Genomic DNA, 20,713 nt, shown 5'->3' with positions numbered 1-20,713 from the left:
GATCGAGGTACACCTATCGCCGCTCGTCTGCGCTTGGCGCGAGGAGCGACAGATGAACGCCCGGCAGCGCGGTGGCCGGAGAGGTTGCGGGGTCAAGTACCCTGCGTCGCTAGAGGTTTCGATCGAGTTGCCGAGCAGGGCACAGGAGATGTCTGTTAGCCATATTGGGTTGGGTTGCCCTGCCATCGCAACCAGTATCCGAGCGGTCAGCGCGAGCGCTTGCGCGCGTGCGCTTTTGACGGTCGGCACGTCCACTGCACGGTCACCGTGGCGGTGACTGGGGGCGAGTCAGCTGTACTGGCTCCAGGATGATGTCGTGTCGCCGGTGAGGATTGCGTGGACGCGTTGGCGTAGCCGTGCTGCGTTGGCTGGCGAGTCACCGGCCCTGCGGAGTGGGCCGGTGACCTGCACGAGGTCTCTCATCCGGCGCAGGGTCTCGTAGCCGGTGGCGAATTCGGAAAGGTCGTAGCCGTAGGTGGCGATGAACTCCGTTACCCAGTGCTGGTCCCGTCCGTAACGGATCGCAGCGTGCCAGGTCGGAATGAGGTCGACCTCGAATGGGCCGATGCTCACCCAGTCCCAGTCGCCGAGAATGGCGCGCGGTCGTGCCGCGTCGTCGTTCGTTCTGTCCCACAGTAGGTTTCCCGCCCAGGCGTCACCGTGGATGAGACCGTGGCCCAATGGCCAACTCATGTCGGCGAGTTCGCCAGCCACGGTCTCGATCATGTTCAGCAGAGTCGAGCGTTCGAGGTCGGTGATGTGTCCGGTGTCGGTGCGAGGGTCGTGCAGGGCGGTGCGCAGGGATTGCAGAGGAACCCAGTTCGGGAGGTCGATGTGTGCGGGCGGCGGGGTCGAATGCAGCTCCCGCAGTAGTGATCCGAGGTCGCGCGAGGTCGGAGGCAACGCGTCCGATTGTGGGTAGTAGCGCCAGAAGCTGACGTCGTGCCCGTGCACGGCGAGCGGACGCGCGCCTGCGAGTGGAGCGGTGGCTCCGAAGCCGCGTGCAGCCAGCCATGCGGTCAGCGATGTCACGGATCGGGCTCTGCGCAGGTCGGCTGCCGCTGTGGACACGCGTGCGACGGCTTGATGGTGAGGTAGGACGAAGACGGCGTTGCTCGAGTGGTGAATGAGGTGGGCCGCCTCGTCGCTGAAGCCGACTTCGCGACAGGCGGCGCGCAGGATGGCGCGCAAGCCGGTGGTGGGGTTCATCATTTCACCGGCACCATAGTCCGCGCGTACAGGTTTTCCAGAGCGAGCACGGACGGCCGATCCGGGTAACGCGCCAGTTGCCTGCGCACGGCGTTGATCGCGTCGAGTCCGCGGCTGCTGACCACGGTGCTGGCCGTGGGTAGTGCATCGGAAAGGGTCTGTGCTGCGTGGTCGATATCGCCGGCGCGGCCAGCGAGCTGGGCGCTGGCCAGCGCGGCAGAGGCCAGGACATGGCGGCGCTCCATCGCGCCGGTGGATCCCAGCACCAGCGGCGCGTGCCGCTGGACGAGTGTGTCCTGTGCGCTGTCAGCGGCGACATACATGATTTCGGCGGCGAGTTGTTCGGCGTTGAAGAACCGGACCCAGGCCGGTTCATCGTCCACAATGACCCGATCCAGATGACGGCCCGCGTCGGTCAGGGCGCGCGCGGCCGCGGCGCGGTCCCCGGCGAGGGCGTGCGCGCGGGCCAGCAGCGCGCTGCTTCGGGCGAATGTGACCGGCGATCCGGAGTGCCGGGCCGTGGTGACGGCCGCTTCGGCCAGGGCGACCGCGTCCGCCGGGCGGCGCTGGTGGTGGGCCTGCATGGCCATATCGCTGAGGATGTGCGCGCCGAGTGCGCCGTTACCGCCTGCTTTCGCCAATGCCAGTGCGGTGTGGAACCATCCAATCGCGGCCCGGTGACGGGCGGTGTCGAAGTGCATGAATCCGGCTAGGTTCGCCAGGCGGGCGCTGACGGTGTGCAACTCGCTCGCCGTCGCGGTGTCGTATACCCCGCGCAGCGCGGAGGCCACGGTGCCGGTGAGGAATGCAGTGAGACTCGCTCGCGCATAGCCGCCGCCGAGGTGATGGTCAGCGGTGGCCAGTGCATCGCCCATCGACCACATGATGTCGATGTCGACGCGGCCGACACGTCGGTGACCAATGCTGGTCAGTCCGATGGTGAATCCCGTGGTGTCGGCGTGCCATTCGCGCAACAGGTCGGGCACAGCCAGGGTGGCCCACGGATTGTGCGGGAAAACTTGGCGGGAATCTTCGGTGGTGTCGGTCCGGGTTTCGGCGGCGGCGCGTTCGAGGCGCAGTCACATCGATTCCAGTGCCCCGCCGGTGTTGAGGGCTCGGTCCGCTCGCTGCGCGAGACCGCGGCTCGCGACCCGATCGGCCTTCTCGATCATCCCGATCAGCGACCCCGAATCACGGGTGAGAGCGCCCAGTTGGGTTTGAGAGAGGCCACGCAGGGTCCGCCAATGCCGAAGTTCGGCGCCGAATACCTGATTCGGCGTCTCGATGGTCAGCTCCCGCATTCGCTGTGACATTGCAGGTCCCCCTTTGGGATTCGCTCATCCATGCGCACAAATTTCTGTGCGCATCGAAAGGCTTCGTCGATCCTAATGTCCGGCACAGACTGTTCAGGGTCCGGCGAGACGATACGGCGTCTCCGGACCTGTCTGGGCGACAACGCAGTTCGAGTCGCCACTGTCGCCGGCACCGGTGCTCGCGAAAGGGCCACTGGTCGCCCGGCACGTCGACAGCAGAAGGGAGGTGACCGATATGACCGAGTGGGTCGCGGGCGGCGCGTAAACCAGCAAGCCGGACGTCGAGGTCCGGCGCACCCTTGCCAGAGCTGTCGGCGCCCGCCTCTCCTGCTGCGGGTGCCGGCAGCCTCGGCCTCCGATCTGTTCCTGCAATCGCTTCACCGACATGAGGTTTCGATGCTGCCGTTCGAGAGCTTTTCCTATCCCTTTTTCGACCTGAGCACCGCCGCGGACCACCGAGGCGTCGTGTCGTCGTATCTGTCCGCTACCGATACACCGATTCCCAGCGATCACACGTCCGGCCACCGGGCGCTGTATGTGCACATCCCGTTCTGTGACAGCATCTGCAGTTTCTGTCCGTTCACCAAGTCCGTCGGCACACCGGAACGCATCACCGCCTACCTGGCGGCTCTGCACACCGAGCTGCGCGTCCTGGGCGGGACACCGCGGATACGCGACTGGAAGATCGACAGCATCTACATGGGCGGCGGTACCCCCTCGGTGTTGTCGGTCGAACAGATCGCCGCGCTGATGGCCGAGATCCGCGCCAACTTCGAGATCACCGACGATGCGGAGATCTCCTTCGAATTCGAGGCCAAAAGCGTCGACCACGATAAGTTCGCTGCCCTGCGCGAGCTGGGCGTGACGCGGGTGTCTTTCGGTGTACAGTCGTTCGACCCGAAGATCCGGGAGATGGTCAACCTGACCGCGTCACTGGACCAGGTCTACGACGCGATCCGCTGGGCCGGAACGTATTTCACGAACACTAACCTGGACATGATGGCCGGATTCCCGGGCCAGGACCGCGACCACGCATATCTCGATGCCCGAACCGCGGCCGACTCCGGGATCGCGTCGGTGTCGATCTACCCGGTCGACTACGTCATGACCATGCCGGGCTGGCAGGAGCGCATCCGCTCCGGGCAGCTACCGGCACCCGCGGCGCTGGACGAGCGCTCGCGGATGTTCCATGTCGCGCGCGCCGCGCTGGGTGAGTCGATGGGTGTGCAGAACATGTACTGCTACGGGCCAGCCAACGCGCCCGCAACCCGCTATATGTTCTCCACCCTCTACGGCGGCTACCGCGACGAAGCCGTGGGCGTCGGGTCCGGTGCCTACAGTTTCATCAAGGGCCTGGCGTGGATGAACGAAGCCGACGAACGCCGGTATGTGAAAACCGCGGGCACTGGAGTGCTGCCGGTGACCATGTCCTCCCCCGGCCACGCCTACGAGAAGGGCCTGGTGTTCTTCCCCAAACGCCTCACCTTCGACATGCGCGACCTACCGATCCTCGGACTCGAAAACGTCTACCGGGAACGGATCGAATCCATCATGACCGCCGGGCACGCCGAAATCGACGGCGACACCTTGCGGCTGACCACCTCGGGCGAGTCGGTCTACTCCGAGCTGATGGCGCACTTCTTCTCCGACATGCAGGCACGCGTCTATCAGCGCCTGGTGCGCCGCCTGTCGACCGAAGTTGGTGTGATCGACGAACGCGAATGGCAGGCAGGGGCGGCCCGGGTCGCGGCGATGGGCGCGGCCACCGCGCTGCCCGGTGCCTCGAGCCGCCGTCGGCTCCCACTTGTCGGATCCCGCCGGTGAGAGTCGCGGACACCGTGGTCGGGGACCCGTTCTTTGCTCGACTGCTGGAAACCTTGAACAGCCCCGACATCGGATACGCGCGGCCGCCCGGGCCTTCCGCCGGGCTCGATCTCGGGGTCGGGGAGGCGCGATACCCGTTGCCGTCCAACCTGTGTGAGGCCATCGGTCGGATCGCCGGTCAGGCCGACCGGCAGTGGTACGGCGACCCACGCGGGTACGCACCGTTGCGGGCCGCTTACCTGGCCGACCTGTGCGAGGCCGGTGGCCGCGACGCGGCGGTGCTGATCACCTGCGGCGGCAAGGAAGCCGCCGGTCTCGCGGTGCGCTACCTGCTGTACCACCACCGGGGCCCCATCCTGGCACCGTCACCAGGATGGCAGCCTTACACGCTGTGGGCCGAAGCCGCCGGGGCGCCGGTGATCGGCTACGACCCGATCGCGGCATCCCGCGATCCTGGCATCGTGACCCGGGCGCTGGTCGGTACCCAGCCGGGCGTGCTGGTGCTGAATTACCCCCACAACCCGACCGGGATCGGGATGGATCAGGCGGTGATGGACGAAATCATCGCCGCCGCAGTGCGTTCGGGCGTGGCCGTGATTTCCGACGAGGTGTATCGCGTCTTTGGAGATCCGACCGGGGTGTCGGCGGCCGCGGCGCCGGCCTGGGATCCGCACCGGCACCTGATCGTGGACTCGGTATCGAAGTCACTGACCGTGGCCGGGCTGCGAGTGGGATTCCTGGTCGCCGACCGCACAGTGGTGGAGGCGCTGGCGGCCTACCGCGGCGCGTACGCCTCGCACACTGGCGTGCTGTCTCAGCGCGTCGCCGCTGAACTACTGACCAGCGCAGTGGCGCGGTCATGGTTCGCCGAGGTGCGCCGAAACGTTGCGGCCACGCGGACCGAGACCGCGGCCGTGCTGACCGGCGCCGGTGTCAAGGTCATTTCCCACGGCGCGCTCTACCTGTGGTGCGCCGCAACCAATCCGGCGGCGCTGCTGCCCACCACGCCGGGAGCGGTACCCGCTCAGGTGAGCGACGGGTCCGGGTTCGGCGCGCCGGGCCGGGTGCGGGTGTGCACGGCCCGTGACGGTCTGGACGCTGCCGCGGCCGCGGCAGGAGTCATCGAGACACTACGGAGGCGTGGATGATCGACCACTTCCAGCCGGCCCCCACTGCTCCGGCCGGTCGATGGGCAAGACTGCTGGATGTGACATTGCGCGATGGCGGGTTCGAGGTCGACTTCCACTGGCCTGCCGACCATTTCACCCTGGTCCCGGCCACCAGCCACGCCGCCGGAGTCGAGATCGTCGAACTCGGCTATCTCGGTGGCGTTCCGCTCGACCACAGCGTGGCCCGCGCCGGTGTCGGCGCCTATGTCACCCCAGCGCAGGTCGCGGCCGCCGCACACGACGAGCACGGACTCGCCGCAATGGTGCACCCCACCGCTCTGGCCGACCCGCTGGACCTTGAGCCCTACGCCATGGCCGGGCTTGACATGGTCCGGCTCGTCTATCATCCCTCCTGGACCGCGGACATCGCCGCCGTCGCCACCCAGGCGCACCAGCTGGACCTGACCGTCGCGATCAACATCGCGATGGCTTCCCGCTACAGCACACGCGAGATCGCCCAACACGCCGCCCGGATCACCGATACCGCCGGACCGGATCTGCTATATCTGGCCGACACCTGCAGCTCACTGCGTCCCGGCCAAGTCACCGAGCTGGTCACCAGCGTGCGTGACGCGGTCGGCCCCCATTTCGAAATCGGTTTCCACGCACACGATTTCCTGAATCTGGCCTACGCCAACGCGCTCGCCGCGGTCGAAGCAGGCGCCACCTGGATCGATTGCTCACTGCTTGGGCTCGGCCGCGGCGGAGGCAACCTCGCCGCGGAACCACTGCTGCTGGCCCACCGCCTGCCCGCCGCCGATCCCGCCGCAGCCGAGCTGCTGCTGAAATGCCGCGCCGCCCTCGCGGCCACCACTGGCCAACTGGCGCCGTCTCTGGTACCCGCAGTCTGCGCCGCCCTGAACCTGACCCCGGTCGAGGAACAGGCACTGCGCACCTTCGCCGCCCACGAGCACCTACGCCCCGACCAGGCCGCACTATGGCTACTCACCCATACCCGCGGTTTGCCGACGCTGCGCACGGCGGACCTGCACACGCACTGGCACGACACGATGGCCGTAGCATGAACACGCTCAGCTGCCGCGCTCGAGGCGTCATCGCTTACGGCTACAACGACTTTCCGGTCCTCGCAGGGCAACTGGACTTGCGCGGGGACAACATGCCCGCACTCGCCCCCACCCCTTTGCAAATCCATCACGATCTCGCCGACTACGGCGACGTCGCCGGGGACGCCGCGCTGCGGGCCCGGCTCGCCGAGCTGTTCGGTGTCGGCGCAGATCAGGTACTGATCACCGCCGGAGGCAGCGAAGCACTGTCTCTGGCCCTGCTGTGCATCGCTGATCCCGGTGCGCCCGTGCACATTCCGCGACCCGCGTTCCCTGGGTTCGAGCAACTGGCCGGGCTGCTGGGACTGTCGGTGGTCTCGTATCCGGTGCCCGGGCCGGTCCCGGTCCGCGGTCGTACCCCGCTGGTCGTGTGCACGCCACATAATCCGACCGGGTTGGTCACAGCCCCTTGCGGCGCCGGGGGCGGGGACGGATGGGTGATCTGGGATCTGTCGCACACCTCACCGGCTAGCGACCTGCTCACGGCCTTCACCACCGAACTCGGCCCCGCCGACATCGTGGTGTATTCCCTGTCGAAGCTGTTGCGGCTGCCCGGTGCTCGCGTCGGCTGCCTCATCGCCACCGATCTGGACTTGATCGCCGCCGCGTCCCGCGCGAAAACCCACCTGTCCATGTCGACGAGCCAACCCGGCCAGCACGCAGCACTACGTGTGCTGCGCAATCCGGAAACTGCTGAGGAGCTAGCCCGGCGGACCGCGCGGCTGGCGGCACGGCGCAAGCGGATCATGGAAGCAATCGGCTCGAGCCAGAGTCTGCGCGCCGATCCCGCCCTCGACGGCACCCACCTGTACGTGCACACCCACGACGGCAGCGACGCCTGGCAACGGCTCCAGCAGGCAGGCGTCGTGGGAATCCCTGGTCCGGTGTTCCACGGGCAGACCAGCGCGGTCAGATTGTGCATCGCCCAGCCCAGCAACGTGATCGACCAGGCCGCCACACGAATCCAGGCGCTATGACTGTGATGATGAATGGGTGCCGCCCCAGGTAACGGGATGACCCGCGCTATGACTGGCCGCGAGTGCCTTGAGTTTGATCTGTCGACCATCACCTGGGGCGGTGCTTGCTGCCGCCGGACCGGCAGGGCGTGTCCCGATAGGGGCCTTGCCGCAAACAAGGCACCGTCACAGTCCTGACCGCCCCACCCGGCCCGGCGTCGGCCAGCTCGGTCCCCGAAAGCCGATCAGGAGACAGCCGACCCGTGTCCAGCATTCCTCGTGACGACCGCCCCAGCCAACCAGACACCAATGACGAGACCGTGATCCTAGGTATTGATACCCACAAGGACTTCCACGTCGCGTTCGTCATCAGCGTTCAGGGAAATTCGCTGGGACACAGAATCTTCGCCACTACCGCAACCGGGTACCAGCAGTTGCTGGATTGGGCCAGCGGTTTCGGAAAACTGAAGCGCGCTGGCGTCGAAGGAACCAGCTCCTACGGCATCGCCGTGACCCGCGTCCTGCGCGCCGCAGGCGTCGTAGTCCTCGAAGTCAACCGGCCCGATAAGGCGAATCGGCGGCGTCGCGGCAAAACCGACGTCATCGATGCCGAAACAGCCGCCCGAGCTGTGCTGGCCGGGCGGGCGACCGCCGTTGCCAAGACCGGTGATGGGCCAGCAGAAGTACTCCGCATGCTCGAGATGGCAAAGGATTCCGCCATAAAGTCTCGCTCGCAGGCGATCAACCAGCTCAAAGCGGTCATCGTGCGCGCGAACCCGGCCCTGCGCGAAGCACTGACCGGATTGAGCAACGCGCGGCTGGTCCGTCGCTGCGCCGACCTGGATTGCAGCGCACCCACGACCAGCGTCGGCGCCGCGGCTTACACGCTGCGCTCGCTCGCACGGCGGATCCTCGCCCTGACAGGCGAGATCGACGACCTCAAAACCCACATCGCCGCCGCCATCGCCACATCGCATCCAGCGCTGCTCGACTGCTACGGCGTCGGTCCCGATACCGCGGCCGCGTTGCTCATCGCTGCCGGCGACAATCCTGACCGTCTCCGCAGCGAAGCATCGTTCGCGGCCCTCTGCGGTGTCAGCCCGATCGAAGCCTCCTCCGGCAAGACCATCCGTCGGCGGCTCAACCGCGGCGGTGACCGCCAAGCCAACTCCGCCCTTTACACCGTCGTCATTGCCCGATTGCGCTGGGACACAGCCACAAAGAGCTACATCGCCCGCCGCGAGGCGGATGGCAAGAGCAGGCGCGAAGCTATCCGATGCCTCAAACGCTACATCGCGCGTGAGCTCTACCGAATCATCACCGAATCTCAACCCGGACCAGCGGCCACGGCACTACTCACAGCCGCTTGACATCCATAGGGGCATCAGACCGGATGCCATCTACATCAGGTCAGGGCGGCATCGAGGAGGCGCACCAGGGGCTTGGGTTCCGCGCCGGGCACCGCGGTGCGGAATTCCCTCGCGGCCTCACTACCCCGAGCCTTGAGCGCCTCCTTGATCAACCACACCGCGGCCTTGCGTACCGGTGGCAGACTCTCGGCCAGCAACGGCGCCAAACCCGGTATGTCCGCCGGGGACATGCCCTCCTTGACCGGAGTGATCAGCGACACGACATACAGCCGGCGCTGCCACGGCGACTCCGAAACCGCCAGCACAACCAACTCATCGAGCATCCCGGGATCGACAGCCATACCGATTCCCACCACTGCGCCCAGTTCGTCGACCGACAACCAGTTGTCCAGCAGGGGCGCCCACCGCAGAATCATCCCCGCTGGGAGCGTGAGCCGGGTCGACCGCACCATCTTCGCCGCGGCCAATTCCTCCTCGTGAGTCCGTCCGTGCCACAACGCATCTGCCGCCCACAGCACCACATCTCGGTCCGCGCCGGTCACCCGATCGGCCTTCAACGCGGCCTCGACTGCACCGCGCAGCAGCGGAATCCGCACGCCCAGAACAGGTTTGCCCGGATGACGTGCCGCGACGGTGCCGGCGACGTAGTCCGGGTCGGCGTGGGCATCCAAGCCCCGCTGTACCGCAGTTACCAGCGACGAAATCCGTTCTTCCCGCCCAGCGTCCATCCCCACAGCCTAGATCCGGCACCGACAGATTCCGGGAGCATCGCATGAGCGCCACAGCCCACGACATGACCGCCCCACGACCCCACAGCTCCGGCGCCGTCTATGCCCTCTACGGAGCTCTCGACCCGCGGGCGCTGACCCTCGACACCGCGCGCCGCAACGGCCTGCATTGGACGCGGATTCCCACCGACCAGCTCGCCGTCCTCGACACCGGCCGACCCGCCCTGACCGACACCACGCTCGCGGACCTCGCGACCCACCACGGCATGCCGTTGCTCGGTGCCGTCGGATTCGACGACTGGTGGAACATCGCCCTGGCCGCGTTGAATCCCGGCTCGCCGCTCGCCGGCGCGCGCGCTTTGGTCACCGACAAACCCCACTTCTATGCCCGGCTGGCACAGCACGGTGTCCCAGTTGCCGCGTTCAAATCCGGGACACTCTCACCCTCCTTCCTCCGGGTCGCCGTCGACCAGTTCGGTCCCGCCCCCATCCTCAAACCAGCCACCGGCGCGGGCTCACGCGGGGTCTACCGCTACCGGCCCGATCTCGACATCGACGACAACCTGGCCCTCTACAGCCAGATCTTGCGCCTGGGCCACATCGACAGCACCACCACCATCATCGCCGCGCAATACCTCGGCGACGACCAGCGGCCGGTGGAGATCAGCGTCGACGTGCCCGTGTGCGACAGCCGCATCAGCGCGCTGACTATCCACGAAAAACGCAGCGCCACAGCCGAACCCCCCTACATCGACAACCTGATGATCAGCCCGCCCACCGATCCCCGCATCACCAACCACCTCGCCGCTCTGACGCCCATACTCGCCGCCGTCGTGGCCACTCTCGACGTCGACGACGCAACCCTGCACATCGAACTGCGATTGCACCAGCAGCGCTGGCACGTTCTCGACGTCGGCGTACGACCCGGCGCAGGCCTGGTCGCCCACGCCGCGCTGGCCCGCACCGGAGTGGACCCACGGCTGCTGCACGCCGCCGCCAGCATCGGCCAGCCCCTGCACCCCGCGGCGGTCCACTCCGCCAAAGGTACCTATCCCGCGACCTGCATCGCCTGCTGCTACGTCCACCCGAGCCTGCGTCGCGATATCCGCATCGACCGCTACAGCCCATTCGCCGACACACTGCGTCGCGCAGATGACATCATCGGCTGGCACCTCAACATCGCCGATGTCGACGACACGATCTACGAACCCGACTCAGGACTCTCGATCGGCATCGGCGCCGCCGATGCAGCAACCGCGACCACACGGATGCACACGCTCACCGCGCCACTGCACTTCACTACCCAACACAACGACCTCGGCCTCGAAGCCCAGGTCGCCCCATGAATACACCGGAAAGGAATCCTGTGCCGTCACTGCACCACCTTGCTCTGTCTGCCACCGACCTGGCGAAGTCCGGCCCCTTCTACGACGCCGTCCTGGACTTGCTGGACTACCGATCGGGCTACACCGGCGATGCGCTGCGAACCTGGATCGGCCCGAGGGTGCACCGGAGATCCTGCTCTGGGCCGTCGAAGGCGACGACCACAGCCGCCACACCCACGGCCGCCCCGGCTGGCAGCACGCCGCGATGCGTGTCGAGGACCGCGCCACCGTCGACGCCGTGCACAACGCCGTCCTTCAAGGCGGATGGAACGTGGTGCACGACCCTCGCCACTATCCTGACTACGCCGAGGGCTACTACGCGGTCTTCATCACCGACCCCGACGGAATCCGCTGGGAAATCGCACACATTCCCACACCACCACACTGAACTCACTCCGCCACAACAGCACTCACGACCAACCACCGACATTCGTCCACAGCCGCAGCTACCACTCACGAATCAATGGCACACCCGAATCCACCGAATAGGCAAGTTCGCAGAGTAGCGCCCGTTCTCAGGATCAACAGCGCCGTCGAAGACGATTGTGTAATCGAATTGTCGAACGATCGTTCCGTCGTTGTCCAGCTCGGACAAGAGCATGTACGCCCCAACCGAACTACTCCGCTGAGCGCGCCATCCAAGAAGTCGGCGTACGCGCACCCAATCGCACGCCGCCTTGTGGTACGCGTATGGCAACCACTGGCGTTTCAGCACCATTCGAAGCGCATGGACACCACACAACGTCTCGCCGTCGCGCAGAGGTGGAATCAGTCGCGTATCCGAAATCTCCTGGCCCGCAGTTTCGGTCCGCTCCGGATCGCGCGACGGGACCGCCGGATCGCCCGCTGGCGAGCGGCGGGCTGGCTGGGCCAATGCGTGGGAGCGGTGACAGCTCTATCGTCGGGCTGTATGAGCGACGAGCAGACCGTCACCGTCACCGTGGTGTCAGCCGACGACGTCCTGACGCATATGGACGCAATCAGCCACCTCTACCAAGCGGCATTCTCCGCGCCGCCGTTCGTGTGGCCGGAAGGCGAAAAGGAACGGCAGCGCGCCATGTTGCAAAGACTCGCGGGCCGACCGACATTCGGCGCAGCGCTCGCCTTCGCCGGAACCGAACTGATCGGGTTCGTCTACGGCGACACGTTGACGGTCGGCACCAACTGGTGGGAAGGGTTCACCACCCCGGTCGGCCCCGAGGTGATGCGGGAACGTCTCGGCCGGACCTTCGCGGTGATCGACCTGGCGGTGCGTGAGGATTGGCGGAGGCGCGGGGTCGGCCGCCGTCTGATGGACACACTGCTGGACGGCCGCCCCGAGGAGCGGGCCACGCTGGCGGTGCAGCCGCAGTCCACCGGTTCGCACGCGTTCTATGCCGCAGTCGGCGGCTGGGAGGTCGTCGGCCGCCAGCATGTGCCCGACATGGGTTTTACGGCCGACGAATTCGACATCTACGTCAAGGATTTGAGGGCGGCGCAGCCGTAAGCATCCAGTTCCTCGTCGAGGGCTCGGACCGGGCTGGTGGTGCTCCACTTGTCCAGGTCGGTCCTGGCCTCGCGCACGCGATCGGTAAGCCGGTCGGAACGGCAGGAAGCGCCCAGGCGGGCGCCGTCGCGGATCGCGGCGGCGGAGGCCTCGATATCGCCTATGTCGGCGTAGGCGGTGGCGAGATCCAGATGAGCGATTGCCCGGTTCCGGACATGTGCCGGATTGATCAGGGACAGTGCGTGTTCGGCGGCCGCCAGCGCCGAGCGGCCGTCGCCCAGCTGGTGGAAGCAGTCGCTGCGGAAGGACGCCGCCAGGCCGGGGCCGTGGAAGTAGGCGTGGGAGCGGGGGGTGTCGTCATTGGCCGGCGCTGCGGCGATAACAGCGTCGGCGGCATCCAGTGCGGCGTAGGTGTCCGAGTGCAGGCCATCGGCGGCGTAGGCGTAGGCGGCTATGTCATCGGCGTAGGCGCGGAGCCGCCAGTCGTCGCAGCGACGCGCCCAGTTCTGTGCCGCCACGGCATGGTCGATCCCGACGCGGGGGTCACCGTTCCACACTTCGAGGTAGCTGAGGTTGCACAGAACAAGGGCGGCCAGCGCGTCATCATGCGCACGGTGGGCGGACTTGCGGGCGTCCGCCCAATGGCGTGCCGCCGCGGGGTGGTCCTTGAGGTCGAATCGCATCCAGCCAGCCAGCTGCGACAGGCTGCCGTGCAGCCCGTACAGGCGGGGTTCGAGCGCGGTGGGACACTGCTGCAGCAGGGCTTCGGCGATCGCGGTCTGGCCCGTCACCATCGACAGCACCACCTGCGGGCCGTAGCTGTCGTTCTGCGCGAGCAGGATCCGCAACGCGGTCTCGATGTTGTCGATCGCAGTGGCGTCGACACGGGTCGGGTTGATCAGCACTTTCTCGACTCGCACGCGCTCGTCGGCGTCGAGTCCGGCGAGGATCGCGGCGACCGCGGGCAATCCGAAGGTCGCGCCGCCAAACAACTGGAGCAACTCGCGTCGATTCATCTCAATCCACTGCCTCAAATCTGGATCCACCTGGCATTGTTCCAGAGGCAATGGAACCGGGGCATTGGTACTGATCGGCGCCACCGTGGTTGCGGCCGTCATCTGCTCGAATCGTTGCCGGGCGTCGTCCCCGGCGCGGCGTAGTACTTCGTCGAGCAGACCAGCGTTAAAGGGACGAACCCGGGCGGCGAGTCCAGCAGGTTCCGACCAGCGCGCAACGGTGCGCACGCCAGCCCCGGATGCTTCCGCGAAATCGCGGATCGAAAGGCGTAGCGCTTCGCGGAGCATGGTGGCGTCGCGCCCAGTCCATGGCCTCGACAGGACCATATTCGTCGCTCCCTTCGTCGTTACGCGCAATGGCAACGCTATGGCATTTCCGTGCATCTTGTTGCAACACAGGACGGTTCCACCGGAACAGCAATGGCGGGATGGTGGTTTCAGCGCGCGCCGCCGGGACGAAGGCCCATTACACGCAGCATCGTGATTCCCCGGCGGCGGGCGCCTTCCAAAACGAAGACGACCGTAAGGGATGTTGATGGAAACCGAGGTGACCCACCGGTCCCCGGTGTGCAGTCCTGGTCCCGGGAGAAGCCGAAACCCGGGTGACCGAGTTGCTGGCCGACCACCACAACCGCACTCGGCTACCTTGCGTGATGTGGCTGGACTCGATCCTGAAAACGTCAGCCACCGGCGGGATTCCGGGCATGCACCGTCATCTGGCACCGAACATCAACGCACTGCCGTTCGTCGACCGCACCTACCTGTGCCAGGACCCATACCTCGAAGTCGGCCGCCGGGAAGCCAGCATGGTCGGCACCCGCGGCCGCCCCTGCAACTGCTCCTTCTGCGGCGCGAGAGTAAGCACCAACCCGGACAACACCATTCGAGTCCGCGACCCGCACAACATCATCGCGTAAATGGGACGACTGCGCGAGCAGTACGACATGACCGCAATCCGGTTCAACGTGACCTGCCGACATTCGGGCCACACCGGGGTCTATCGCCAACAGTACAAACTCGCGATAGAAACATCGGCTATGACCCCGACGACTTGCTGACATTGCGCCCGGATTCCATTGCGGATTACGACCGCTTTCTTGCCTGGATCACAATGGTCGTCCGGCACTACGCACTGGACTTCGGAACGGGTTACGAGCCGTCGCCACTGGGGCACCTGTCGACCACACCCAGGTCCGCAGACACTGCCGGACCGCTCGGTGGCCAGTCATGAGCGGCCTTCAGCGTGACTATCTGGCGCCCGCCCTGCTGAGTCACGTGACATCCACGCTGCACGACTGCTTCTCCGACCCCGGCAAACTGACACTCGATCAGGCTGAACGCGCGCATCGACTACACGCCCAGTGCTCGCCGATCTGCCGGGCGCGCGCCCGCATCGACGAATTCCGCAGCGGGCGCTCCGAGCTGGACAACGGCGGTGCGTAATGAGCGGATACCGCCCCCGTCAGGGGAAAACGGCTCAAGCGTTGCCCAACCTATATGGTCTCGGTTCCATCCCGCGGCCAGATCGCGGGCTATGTCCAGTCGCGTTGAGCCCCTTGTAATCCCGTTGACACTTTCGATTCTAAGGAGATTCCGCCGTGTTCAACGGCCTGACCGATCCCATGACTGATGTGGCGCACCCGGCGCGCATCTACGACTACTTCCTCGGTGGCAAGGACAATTACGAGCTCGACCGCGAGGTCGGCCAACGATCATTGGCTGCCTTCCCCTCGGTGCGGTTGGCTGCCCGCGCCAATCGCGAATTCATGCACCGGACAACACACTTTGTCGCACGGCAGGGTCTTCGCCAGTTCCTGGACATCGGCACCGGTATCCCGACGGAACCGAACCTCCACCAGGTCGCCCAATCCGTGGCGCCGGAGTCCCGGGTGGTCTACGTCGACAACGACCCCTGCGTCCTCGCGCATGCCCGCGCACTTCTGACCGGCACGGACGAGGGGCGCACTGCCTACGTGCAGGCCGAGGCGACAGACCCAACGGCGATCCTCGCCGCTAAGGAGCTCCGCGACACCCTCGATCTGACGGAGCCGGTAGCGGTATCGCTCATCGGGTTGCTGAACTTCATTCGCGGCGATGTCGCCGAGATTGTCAGCACATTGTTGGATCCGCTGGCCTCGGGCTCAACCCTCACTGTCACGCACGTGACTACCGACCTCGACGACGGCCCCGACGACCCCAATGGCATCGGCCGGGTGATCCACGTCTACGACCAGAGCGGTATCCCCACGGCCGCGCGTACACGCATGCAGGTGGAGTCCCTCTTTGGCGGGATGGATTTGATCGATCCCGGCGTCGCGATGGTCCATCGCTGGCGGCCCCGGGGAATCGAGCCCCCGCAGAGCCTGGACAAGCAGATCTCACTGTGGGGTGGTGTCGGTGTCAAGCGATGACGTGCCCCTAGGGCGATCAGATACCGCCACGGCACAACCCACCGAACGACTACGTGCGACGCGCGCCTCCTGCCGAGAGTCCTGCGCGGCAACCGCAGGGAGGATCCGATGACTTGTATTCCTGTGCCGAGATCACTCGGCACACCACCGATGCGACAGCCGGCACGGCCAGAAGCCATCGAGCGGTTCGGGCACATGCACCAGGCGGCGGCGCCGGACAGCCCGGTTGTGCTGGTGGTCGACGACGGGAATCTGCGGGCCCGCTGGCCTTTTCTGGGCGAGCGCCTGCGCGAAGGACTGACCAGGCATGGGTGCGCCATCAAGTGGGAAACGCTTCGGCCTGGCCGAACCATTCGGCAACTTTCAGGGACCGCGTCCGTGACGGCACTGGTTGTGCTCGGCGCGGAACTGGAGGAGGCCGACCTCGCCGCGTTGCCAGAGCTGGCGATCGTCGCGGACATCGACGGCCGCAGCATGGCGATCGCGCAGGCGCTAGCCGCACGCGGCATTCCCCTCGTCGAAGGATCCCGCGGCCACGCCCACTCGAAGGCGGAGATGGCGATCATGCTGACACTGGCAGCACTACGACGGCTGCCGACCTGGCATACGGCGATGGCCATGCGCTACACGGTGGCCGTGCCGGTGCGCTGGCAGTTCTCCGACCACCTGCTATACGTCGGCGGAACGCTACGCGACAAGCGCGTGGTCGTCGTGGGCTTGGATCCGGTAGGCACGTATGTCGCCGAATTGTGCAATGCCTTCGGCGCCAAGGTATCGGTGGTCGATCCCGACGCCGAGCACACTGACTACCTCGTCTGCGGAGTCGACAGGGCCGAGATGGAGCAGGTGCCAGCCGCCGATATCGTGATCGTGGCCTACGGATCTCCCCGGCTGCAGGTGCCCGCACACGTCGTTCACGATCTGGCCCCCGGGGCATTGGTGGTTACCCTCGACAGCACCGGCATCGACATCGCAGCCCTGCGTGAGCGGGTCCTCAGCAACGAATTGGCCTGGGCCACCGACGTATACGAATCCGACCACGCGGACCCGGCCGATCCGATCCTGGGCCGCGACAACATGATCCACACACCGGGCATCGCCGGGAAGACGCGAGACGCCAACCTTGCGGTCGCAGACGTGTTGAGCGAGAACATCTTCCGTGTCGCGTGTGGGGTTCCCCCGTGGCCCTGGGACCGTGTACCGCCGGCCCGATCCACCACCCCGCAGCAGGCAACCGGACACTGCGCATCCAACTGCAGCACAGCCACTTCCGCTGGGGGCGGACGATCTCTGACCGCGGGCGGGGAAAGCGGCCACCTGCGGGGCTCGGCCGATGAAGCGATTGGGAGGTGAGGGGCATGGCCCCGAGAGGTAGAGGCCACTGCCAGCTACAAATCCTTCAGCTGATGAGCGATGGCGCGTCGCGCAGCTGCGTGCAAATCGACGCGGAGCTGCCGGCGCGCAAGCGCAGCGTCTACAGCGCAGTGAAAGCCTTGAGCGACCAAAAGCTGCTGTGCCGTACGGAGTTTCGCGACCCCTCTGGAAGACAGCAGTGGCGCATCGCCGATGGTGTCCGATCTGCCACCATCGCCCCTCGCCCCGCCGCTGCGACCACCCGAGTCGGCGCGACGCCGACGGAATCCTCGCCGCGCGGATCGGCGGAAACATCGGCCGCACCAATCGGACAATGGAGCAACCAATGATCAAACCCCTCGCCACCGCTGCACTGGTCAGCGTCGCCATCGCCACGGCGGAGGCAACAGCGCACGCCGAACCCACCACACTCCAGCCCACCGCAACAGTGATCGCCACCGACCAAAGCGTCACCTACACCGTCGCCGCCAACCCCGACGGGGGTGTGATCGCTACCATCGACCACGGCCGATTCACTGCGGCTGATGACCTCTCCGTCGTGCTCACAGATGACGCCGGCGCAGTGGTCACCACTATCCCGCTCGGTTCGCAGACCCCCTCGGATCTGGTCGAGGTCTCGGCCTCGATCGGCAACAGCGGCCGAACGCTCGCCCTCGCCCGGCAATCCGCCCCTGCGCCCACGCAAACGATTGATGAGGACGCCGACAGCCTCGCACGCAAACAGCACAACGCAGTGGTCGGAGCGCTGGTCGGCGGCGGGATCGGCGCGGTCCTCGGATTCTTCCTCGGCGGCGTCGGTGCGTTGGTCACCATTCCGATAGGCGCCGGGATCGGCGCGCTCATCGGATATTCCACACCGTAGAAACGGCCCGCAGCGTAGCCACATCGCGGCCACCCGACCACTGGAACCACCGTCCTCGAACGGCATTTCGACAGCCGCTGCGACGGCCTGCCGTCCATCCGCGGACATCAATCCATCGCCTCAGATGCCTCATCGGTCACGACGAACGACCGGACCAGAGCCTGCGACAAGGAAGGAAAACAATGTCGCTCCCAGACTCCGCCACGGTTCTGCGCGCGTTCACCGGGAGCAACGAATCACAACCCCTCCTCAAAGCAGCGCAAGACCTATTCAAGGTTTGGCACGCCCACCACCGCAACTCTCCGAATACGTCGAACTCACGCGACGTCCAACCTGCGGATCTGGTCGCACCTTTGGTGTGGTTCATCGACAACGAGGTTCTCAACACCGTCGCCGATACCATTCGCGCGCCCGACCGCGATGCACCGGTGGCGCGCCGCACCTATGGCCAGCTCATCTCCAGCCTCGCCCAACTCTATGCCAGCCTCGAGGAGGCTCACGGGCATCCCTGCTACGCCACGCTCGACTTCGAAGCGTGCAAACTACATCTCGATAGTCTTGCCGCAGACATCCAGGCCGGCCGCGTCCGCCTGCCTCCTCCAGACCTCGATCGCTCATGATCAACGGGCCCAGGTCCGCAGGTGACCGATCGAACACCGCCTCCACCAGGCACCATACTAGTGCAGGCGGAGGAACCGCCCCCCTTCCAGGCGGTGCGAGGCTACTGCAGATATTCACCGGCGAAGAGCCAGCAGATACCGTATTACTGCAGGCCATTCGCAGCCTATCCGGCCTGTGGCGCCATGTGCACAACCGGAATGGTGGGGGCCTTGATGATCGCAGCGAGCAGTTGGAGGCCATACTCGTATGGGTCATCAAGAGACAGGCGGCGCGAGCACTCGGTGAACGACCCGACACACAGTCAATTCGCCAGCAAACGATCGATGCGTACTGCGACCACGTCACCTTGCTCGCACGGCAACACGCAGCCACGCAGCGTGTCCTTGCTGAAGCAGACAGCACAGGCGGTGCTGCTCAACTGAACACACTGATCAACGAGATCGACGTGCTGGCCCAGGCTCTCGATGCTCCGGGCCGATACCGCACGACGAACTCTGCGCCTACCTAACTGAAATCCCCTTAACCTCGATCCACCGAGGGACTGTCTGAGATCTTGTGGGCGGGACGGTGATCGGAGAAGCTGAGGCGGCCTGTCTCAGCGGAAGGGATCATCGTGTCGGAGGAGTCGATGCCGACGGCCGGACAGCGGTCGGCAGTGGACGGTCTGGATGTCCGAATCGCCCAGGAGTTGGTGGACAAGGCTCGGAGAGAGGGGGTGTCGCTGGCCGGGCCGGGCAGTTTGCTGTCGCAGATTACGAAAACCGTTCTGGAGACGGCGTTGAACGCCGAAATGGACGAGCATCTCGGGTATTCCAAGGGTGATCAGCCGATCCGTGGGGACGGGAATCACCGCAACGGACGGTCGCAGAAGACGGTGCATACGGATGTCGGGTCGGTGCGTATCGATGTGCCACGGGACCGGAATTCGGAATTCGAGCCGAAGATGGTTCCGAAGCATTCCCGGCGGGTGGAGGGTTTCGACGAGTCGATCATCTCGCTCTATGCGAAGGGGTTGACAACCGGGGAAATTCAGAAGCATCTGTCGGAGATCTATGGCGTAGAGGTCTCGCGCGAATTGATTTCGAAGATCACCGATAAGGTGGTCGAGGAGATGAATGAATGGCAGTCACGTCCGCTGGAACGTGTGTATCCGGTCGTACCGATCGATGCTATTTTCGTGAAGATCCGGGATGGCCGGGTGGTGAATCGGCCGATCTACGTGGCGGTCGGTGTCACCCTGGCTGGTGAGCGTGAGGTGCTGGGCCTGTGGGTCGGCACCGGCGGCGAAGGGGCCAAGCATTGGGCCGGTGTTCTCGGTGAGCTGCGGAATCGCGGGGTCGTGGACGTCATGATCGTCTGTTGCGACGGGCTGAAAGGGCTGCCCGAGGCGATCAACGACACCTGGCCGCTGGCGGATGTCCAGCAGTGTGTGGTTCACCTCGTGCGGGCGAGCTTGAAATACTCCTCTCGGAAATATTGGAGCCGGATCACCACCGAACTGCGGGCCATCTACACCGCCCCCACGGTCGAGGCCGCCGAATCTCTTTTCGAGGAGTTCGCCGCCGAGTGGGAACCCAAGTATCCGGCGATGATTGCCGTCTGGCGTAACAGCTGGGAGCAATTCACACCGTTCCTGCGGTTCCCGGCGCCGATCCGGAAACTCGTATACACCACTAATGCGATCGAAAGCCTGAACGCCAGATTCCGGCAAGCAACCCGCCGGCGCGGGCATTTCCCCAACGAGCAGGCCGCACTCAAGGTGCTCTATCTGGTCATCAGAAACCCGCTGAAGAATCGGCAGAATATCACTGGAAAGATCAGTGGATGGAAGGATATACTCAACACGCTCGCCCTGTTCTACGGTGAGCGGATAACCGGAAACTAGCAGGATAATTCACTGTTCTGCCCACAAAAATTCCGACACT

At 65.7% G+C, this 20,713-nt stretch carries 21 protein-coding genes; 16 read left to right on the top strand and 5 right to left on the bottom strand.

Annotation, left to right across the window (positions count from 1 at the left end):
• Window positions 1–288 precede the first annotated feature (288 nt).
• Genes NA3_RS33465 through NA3_RS33455 form a run of 3 tightly spaced genes read right to left on the bottom strand, consistent with a single transcriptional unit; the run spans window position 289 to window position 2,522 of the window.
• Window positions 289–1,191, bottom strand: a complete 903-nt coding sequence (locus NA3_RS33465) for a phosphotransferase (protein ID WP_167355082.1) — start codon at window positions 1,189–1,191, stop codon at window positions 289–291.
• A gap of 17 nt (window positions 1,192–1,208) precedes the next feature.
• Window positions 1,209–2,288 carry an NsdA family TPR-like regulatory protein gene (locus tag NA3_RS33460; protein ID WP_501193626.1) on the bottom strand — a complete coding sequence of 360 codons (1,080 nt, stop codon included), beginning with the start codon at window positions 2,286–2,288 and terminating at the stop codon, window positions 1,209–1,211.
• A complete protein-coding gene (locus NA3_RS33455) occupies window positions 2,289–2,522 on the bottom strand; it encodes a helix-turn-helix domain-containing protein (RefSeq protein ID WP_084492092.1) in 234 nt (77 codons plus the stop codon).
• Window positions 2,523–2,918: 396 nt separating this feature from the next.
• On the opposite strand from NA3_RS33455, the gene NA3_RS33450 reads away from it, so the two are divergent.
• From NA3_RS33450 to NA3_RS33430, 5 genes are all read left to right on the top strand, one after another.
• The gene (locus NA3_RS33450) at window positions 2,919–4,346 is read left to right on the top strand and encodes a coproporphyrinogen-III oxidase family protein (protein ID WP_167355081.1); all 1,428 of its coding nucleotides are present in this window, start codon (window positions 2,919–2,921) and stop codon (window positions 4,344–4,346) included.
• Window positions 4,343–5,494, top strand: coding sequence for a pyridoxal phosphate-dependent aminotransferase (locus tag NA3_RS33445; RefSeq protein WP_062968635.1), 1,152 nt, complete (start codon window positions 4,343–4,345; stop codon window positions 5,492–5,494). The genes NA3_RS33450 and NA3_RS33445 overlap by 4 nt, the downstream gene beginning before the upstream one ends.
• Window positions 5,495–5,553: 59 nt before the next feature.
• Window positions 5,554–6,540, top strand: coding sequence for a hydroxymethylglutaryl-CoA lyase-like TIM-barrel protein (locus NA3_RS33440; RefSeq protein ID WP_062968633.1), 987 nt, complete (start codon window positions 5,554–5,556; stop codon window positions 6,538–6,540).
• The gene (locus NA3_RS33435; RefSeq protein WP_062968631.1) at window positions 6,537–7,556 is read left to right on the top strand and encodes a pyridoxal phosphate-dependent aminotransferase; all 1,020 of its coding nucleotides are present in this window, start codon (window positions 6,537–6,539) and stop codon (window positions 7,554–7,556) included. Before NA3_RS33440 ends, NA3_RS33435 begins: the two co-directional genes overlap by 4 nt.
• A 242-nt stretch (window positions 7,557–7,798) precedes the next feature.
• On the top strand, window positions 7,799–8,905 hold the full coding sequence (locus NA3_RS33430) for an IS110 family RNA-guided transposase (protein ID WP_372464294.1): 1,107 nt from the start codon (window positions 7,799–7,801) through the stop codon (window positions 8,903–8,905).
• 35 nt (window positions 8,906–8,940) lie between these two features.
• On the opposite strand, the gene NA3_RS33425 is transcribed toward NA3_RS33430, so the two are convergent.
• The gene (locus NA3_RS33425; RefSeq protein WP_084492086.1) at window positions 8,941–9,633 is read right to left on the bottom strand and encodes a DNA alkylation repair protein; all 693 of its coding nucleotides are present in this window, start codon (window positions 9,631–9,633) and stop codon (window positions 8,941–8,943) included.
• A gap of 44 nt (window positions 9,634–9,677) precedes the next feature.
• Between NA3_RS33425 and NA3_RS33420 the strand changes: the two genes are divergently transcribed.
• From NA3_RS33420 to NA3_RS37885, 3 genes are all read left to right on the top strand, one after another.
• A complete protein-coding gene (locus NA3_RS33420; protein ID WP_062968628.1) occupies window positions 9,678–10,979 on the top strand; it encodes an ATP-grasp domain-containing protein in 1,302 nt (433 codons plus the stop codon).
• Window positions 10,879–11,406: a VOC family protein gene (locus NA3_RS39120; RefSeq protein WP_084492085.1), complete on the top strand. Its 528-nt coding sequence runs from the start codon at window positions 10,879–10,881 to the stop codon at window positions 11,404–11,406. Before NA3_RS33420 ends, NA3_RS39120 begins: the two co-directional genes overlap by 101 nt.
• A gap of 522 nt (window positions 11,407–11,928) precedes the next feature.
• Window positions 11,929–12,504: a GNAT family N-acetyltransferase gene (locus NA3_RS37885; protein ID WP_167355080.1), complete on the top strand. Its 576-nt coding sequence runs from the start codon at window positions 11,929–11,931 to the stop codon at window positions 12,502–12,504.
• On the opposite strand, the gene NA3_RS33405 is transcribed toward NA3_RS37885, so the two are convergent.
• Window positions 12,471–13,847 carry an NsdA family TPR-like regulatory protein gene (locus NA3_RS33405; RefSeq protein WP_128145638.1) on the bottom strand — a complete coding sequence of 459 codons (1,377 nt, stop codon included), beginning with the start codon at window positions 13,845–13,847 and terminating at the stop codon, window positions 12,471–12,473. The two genes, NA3_RS37885 and NA3_RS33405, sit on opposite strands and share 34 nt — an antisense overlap.
• Window positions 13,848–14,122: 275 nt before the next feature.
• Here NA3_RS33405 and NA3_RS33400 point away from each other — a divergent pair, with 275 nt between their 5' ends.
• The 8 genes from NA3_RS33400 to NA3_RS33370 all read left to right on the top strand — a co-directional run bounded on the left by NA3_RS33400 (window position 14,123) and on the right by NA3_RS33370 (window position 20,673).
• A complete protein-coding gene (locus NA3_RS33400) occupies window positions 14,123–14,437 on the top strand; it encodes a hypothetical protein (protein WP_128145639.1) in 315 nt (104 codons plus the stop codon).
• A gap of 310 nt (window positions 14,438–14,747) precedes the next feature.
• Complete coding sequence (locus NA3_RS33395; RefSeq protein WP_062968617.1) at window positions 14,748–14,963, top strand: hypothetical protein; 216 nt, start codon at window positions 14,748–14,750, stop codon at window positions 14,961–14,963.
• A 155-nt stretch (window positions 14,964–15,118) separates the two neighbouring features.
• Window positions 15,119–15,931 (top strand): SAM-dependent methyltransferase, encoded by an 813-nt coding sequence (locus NA3_RS33390; RefSeq protein ID WP_227995599.1) that lies wholly within the window; start codon window positions 15,119–15,121, stop codon window positions 15,929–15,931.
• Window positions 15,932–16,126: 195 nt separating this feature from the next.
• Complete coding sequence (locus NA3_RS33385; protein ID WP_167355079.1) at window positions 16,127–17,284, top strand: NAD(P)-dependent oxidoreductase; 1,158 nt, start codon at window positions 16,127–16,129, stop codon at window positions 17,282–17,284.
• 53 nt (window positions 17,285–17,337) lie between these two features.
• Window positions 17,338–17,634 carry a hypothetical protein gene (locus NA3_RS37350; RefSeq protein ID WP_128145640.1) on the top strand — a complete coding sequence of 99 codons (297 nt, stop codon included), beginning with the start codon at window positions 17,338–17,340 and terminating at the stop codon, window positions 17,632–17,634.
• Window positions 17,631–18,167, top strand: a complete 537-nt coding sequence (locus NA3_RS33380) for a DUF8020 domain-containing protein (RefSeq protein ID WP_128145641.1) — start codon at window positions 17,631–17,633, stop codon at window positions 18,165–18,167. The genes NA3_RS37350 and NA3_RS33380 overlap by 4 nt, the downstream gene beginning before the upstream one ends.
• A gap of 182 nt (window positions 18,168–18,349) precedes the next feature.
• Entirely contained in the window at window positions 18,350–18,787 is a 438-nt protein-coding gene (locus NA3_RS37345; RefSeq protein ID WP_128145642.1) for a hypothetical protein, read from the top strand.
• A gap of 629 nt (window positions 18,788–19,416) precedes the next feature.
• Entirely contained in the window at window positions 19,417–20,673 is a 1,257-nt protein-coding gene (locus NA3_RS33370) for an IS256 family transposase (protein ID WP_062968611.1), read from the top strand.
• Window positions 20,674–20,713 lie beyond the last annotated feature (40 nt).

This window comes from Nocardia africana NBRC 100379, assembly GCF_001612635.1.
Lineage (GTDB): Bacteria > Actinomycetota > Actinomycetes > Mycobacteriales > Mycobacteriaceae > Nocardia > Nocardia africana.
Note: the sequence above shows the minus strand (reverse complement) of the source record. Positions and strands in the feature narration are given on the sequence as shown.

Coding starts and splice junctions, on each gene's coding strand:
- NA3_RS33370 (WP_062968611.1), top strand. CDS start 19,417: ATGCCGACGGCCGGACAGCGGTCGGCAGTGGACGGTCTGGATGTCCGA.
- NA3_RS33450 (WP_167355081.1), top strand. CDS start 2,919: ATGCTGCCGTTCGAGAGCTTTTCCTATCCCTTTTTCGACCTGAGCACC.
- NA3_RS33405 (WP_128145638.1), bottom strand. CDS start 13,847: ATGGTCCTGTCGAGGCCATGGACTGGGCGCGACGCCACCATGCTCCGC.
- NA3_RS37345 (WP_128145642.1), top strand. CDS start 18,350: ATGTCGCTCCCAGACTCCGCCACGGTTCTGCGCGCGTTCACCGGGAGC.
- NA3_RS33380 (WP_128145641.1), top strand. CDS start 17,631: ATGATCAAACCCCTCGCCACCGCTGCACTGGTCAGCGTCGCCATCGCC.
- NA3_RS33435 (WP_062968631.1), top strand. CDS start 6,537: ATGAACACGCTCAGCTGCCGCGCTCGAGGCGTCATCGCTTACGGCTAC.
- NA3_RS33420 (WP_062968628.1), top strand. CDS start 9,678: ATGAGCGCCACAGCCCACGACATGACCGCCCCACGACCCCACAGCTCC.
- NA3_RS33425 (WP_084492086.1), bottom strand. CDS start 9,633: ATGGACGCTGGGCGGGAAGAACGGATTTCGTCGCTGGTAACTGCGGTA.
- NA3_RS33395 (WP_062968617.1), top strand. CDS start 14,748: ATGAGCGGCCTTCAGCGTGACTATCTGGCGCCCGCCCTGCTGAGTCAC.
- NA3_RS39120 (WP_084492085.1), top strand. CDS start 10,879: ATGCAGCAACCGCGACCACACGGATGCACACGCTCACCGCGCCACTGC.
- NA3_RS37885 (WP_167355080.1), top strand. CDS start 11,929: ATGAGCGACGAGCAGACCGTCACCGTCACCGTGGTGTCAGCCGACGAC.
- NA3_RS33455 (WP_084492092.1), bottom strand. CDS start 2,522: ATGTCACAGCGAATGCGGGAGCTGACCATCGAGACGCCGAATCAGGTA.
- NA3_RS37350 (WP_128145640.1), top strand. CDS start 17,338: ATGAGCGATGGCGCGTCGCGCAGCTGCGTGCAAATCGACGCGGAGCTG.
- NA3_RS33385 (WP_167355079.1), top strand. CDS start 16,127: ATGCACCAGGCGGCGGCGCCGGACAGCCCGGTTGTGCTGGTGGTCGAC.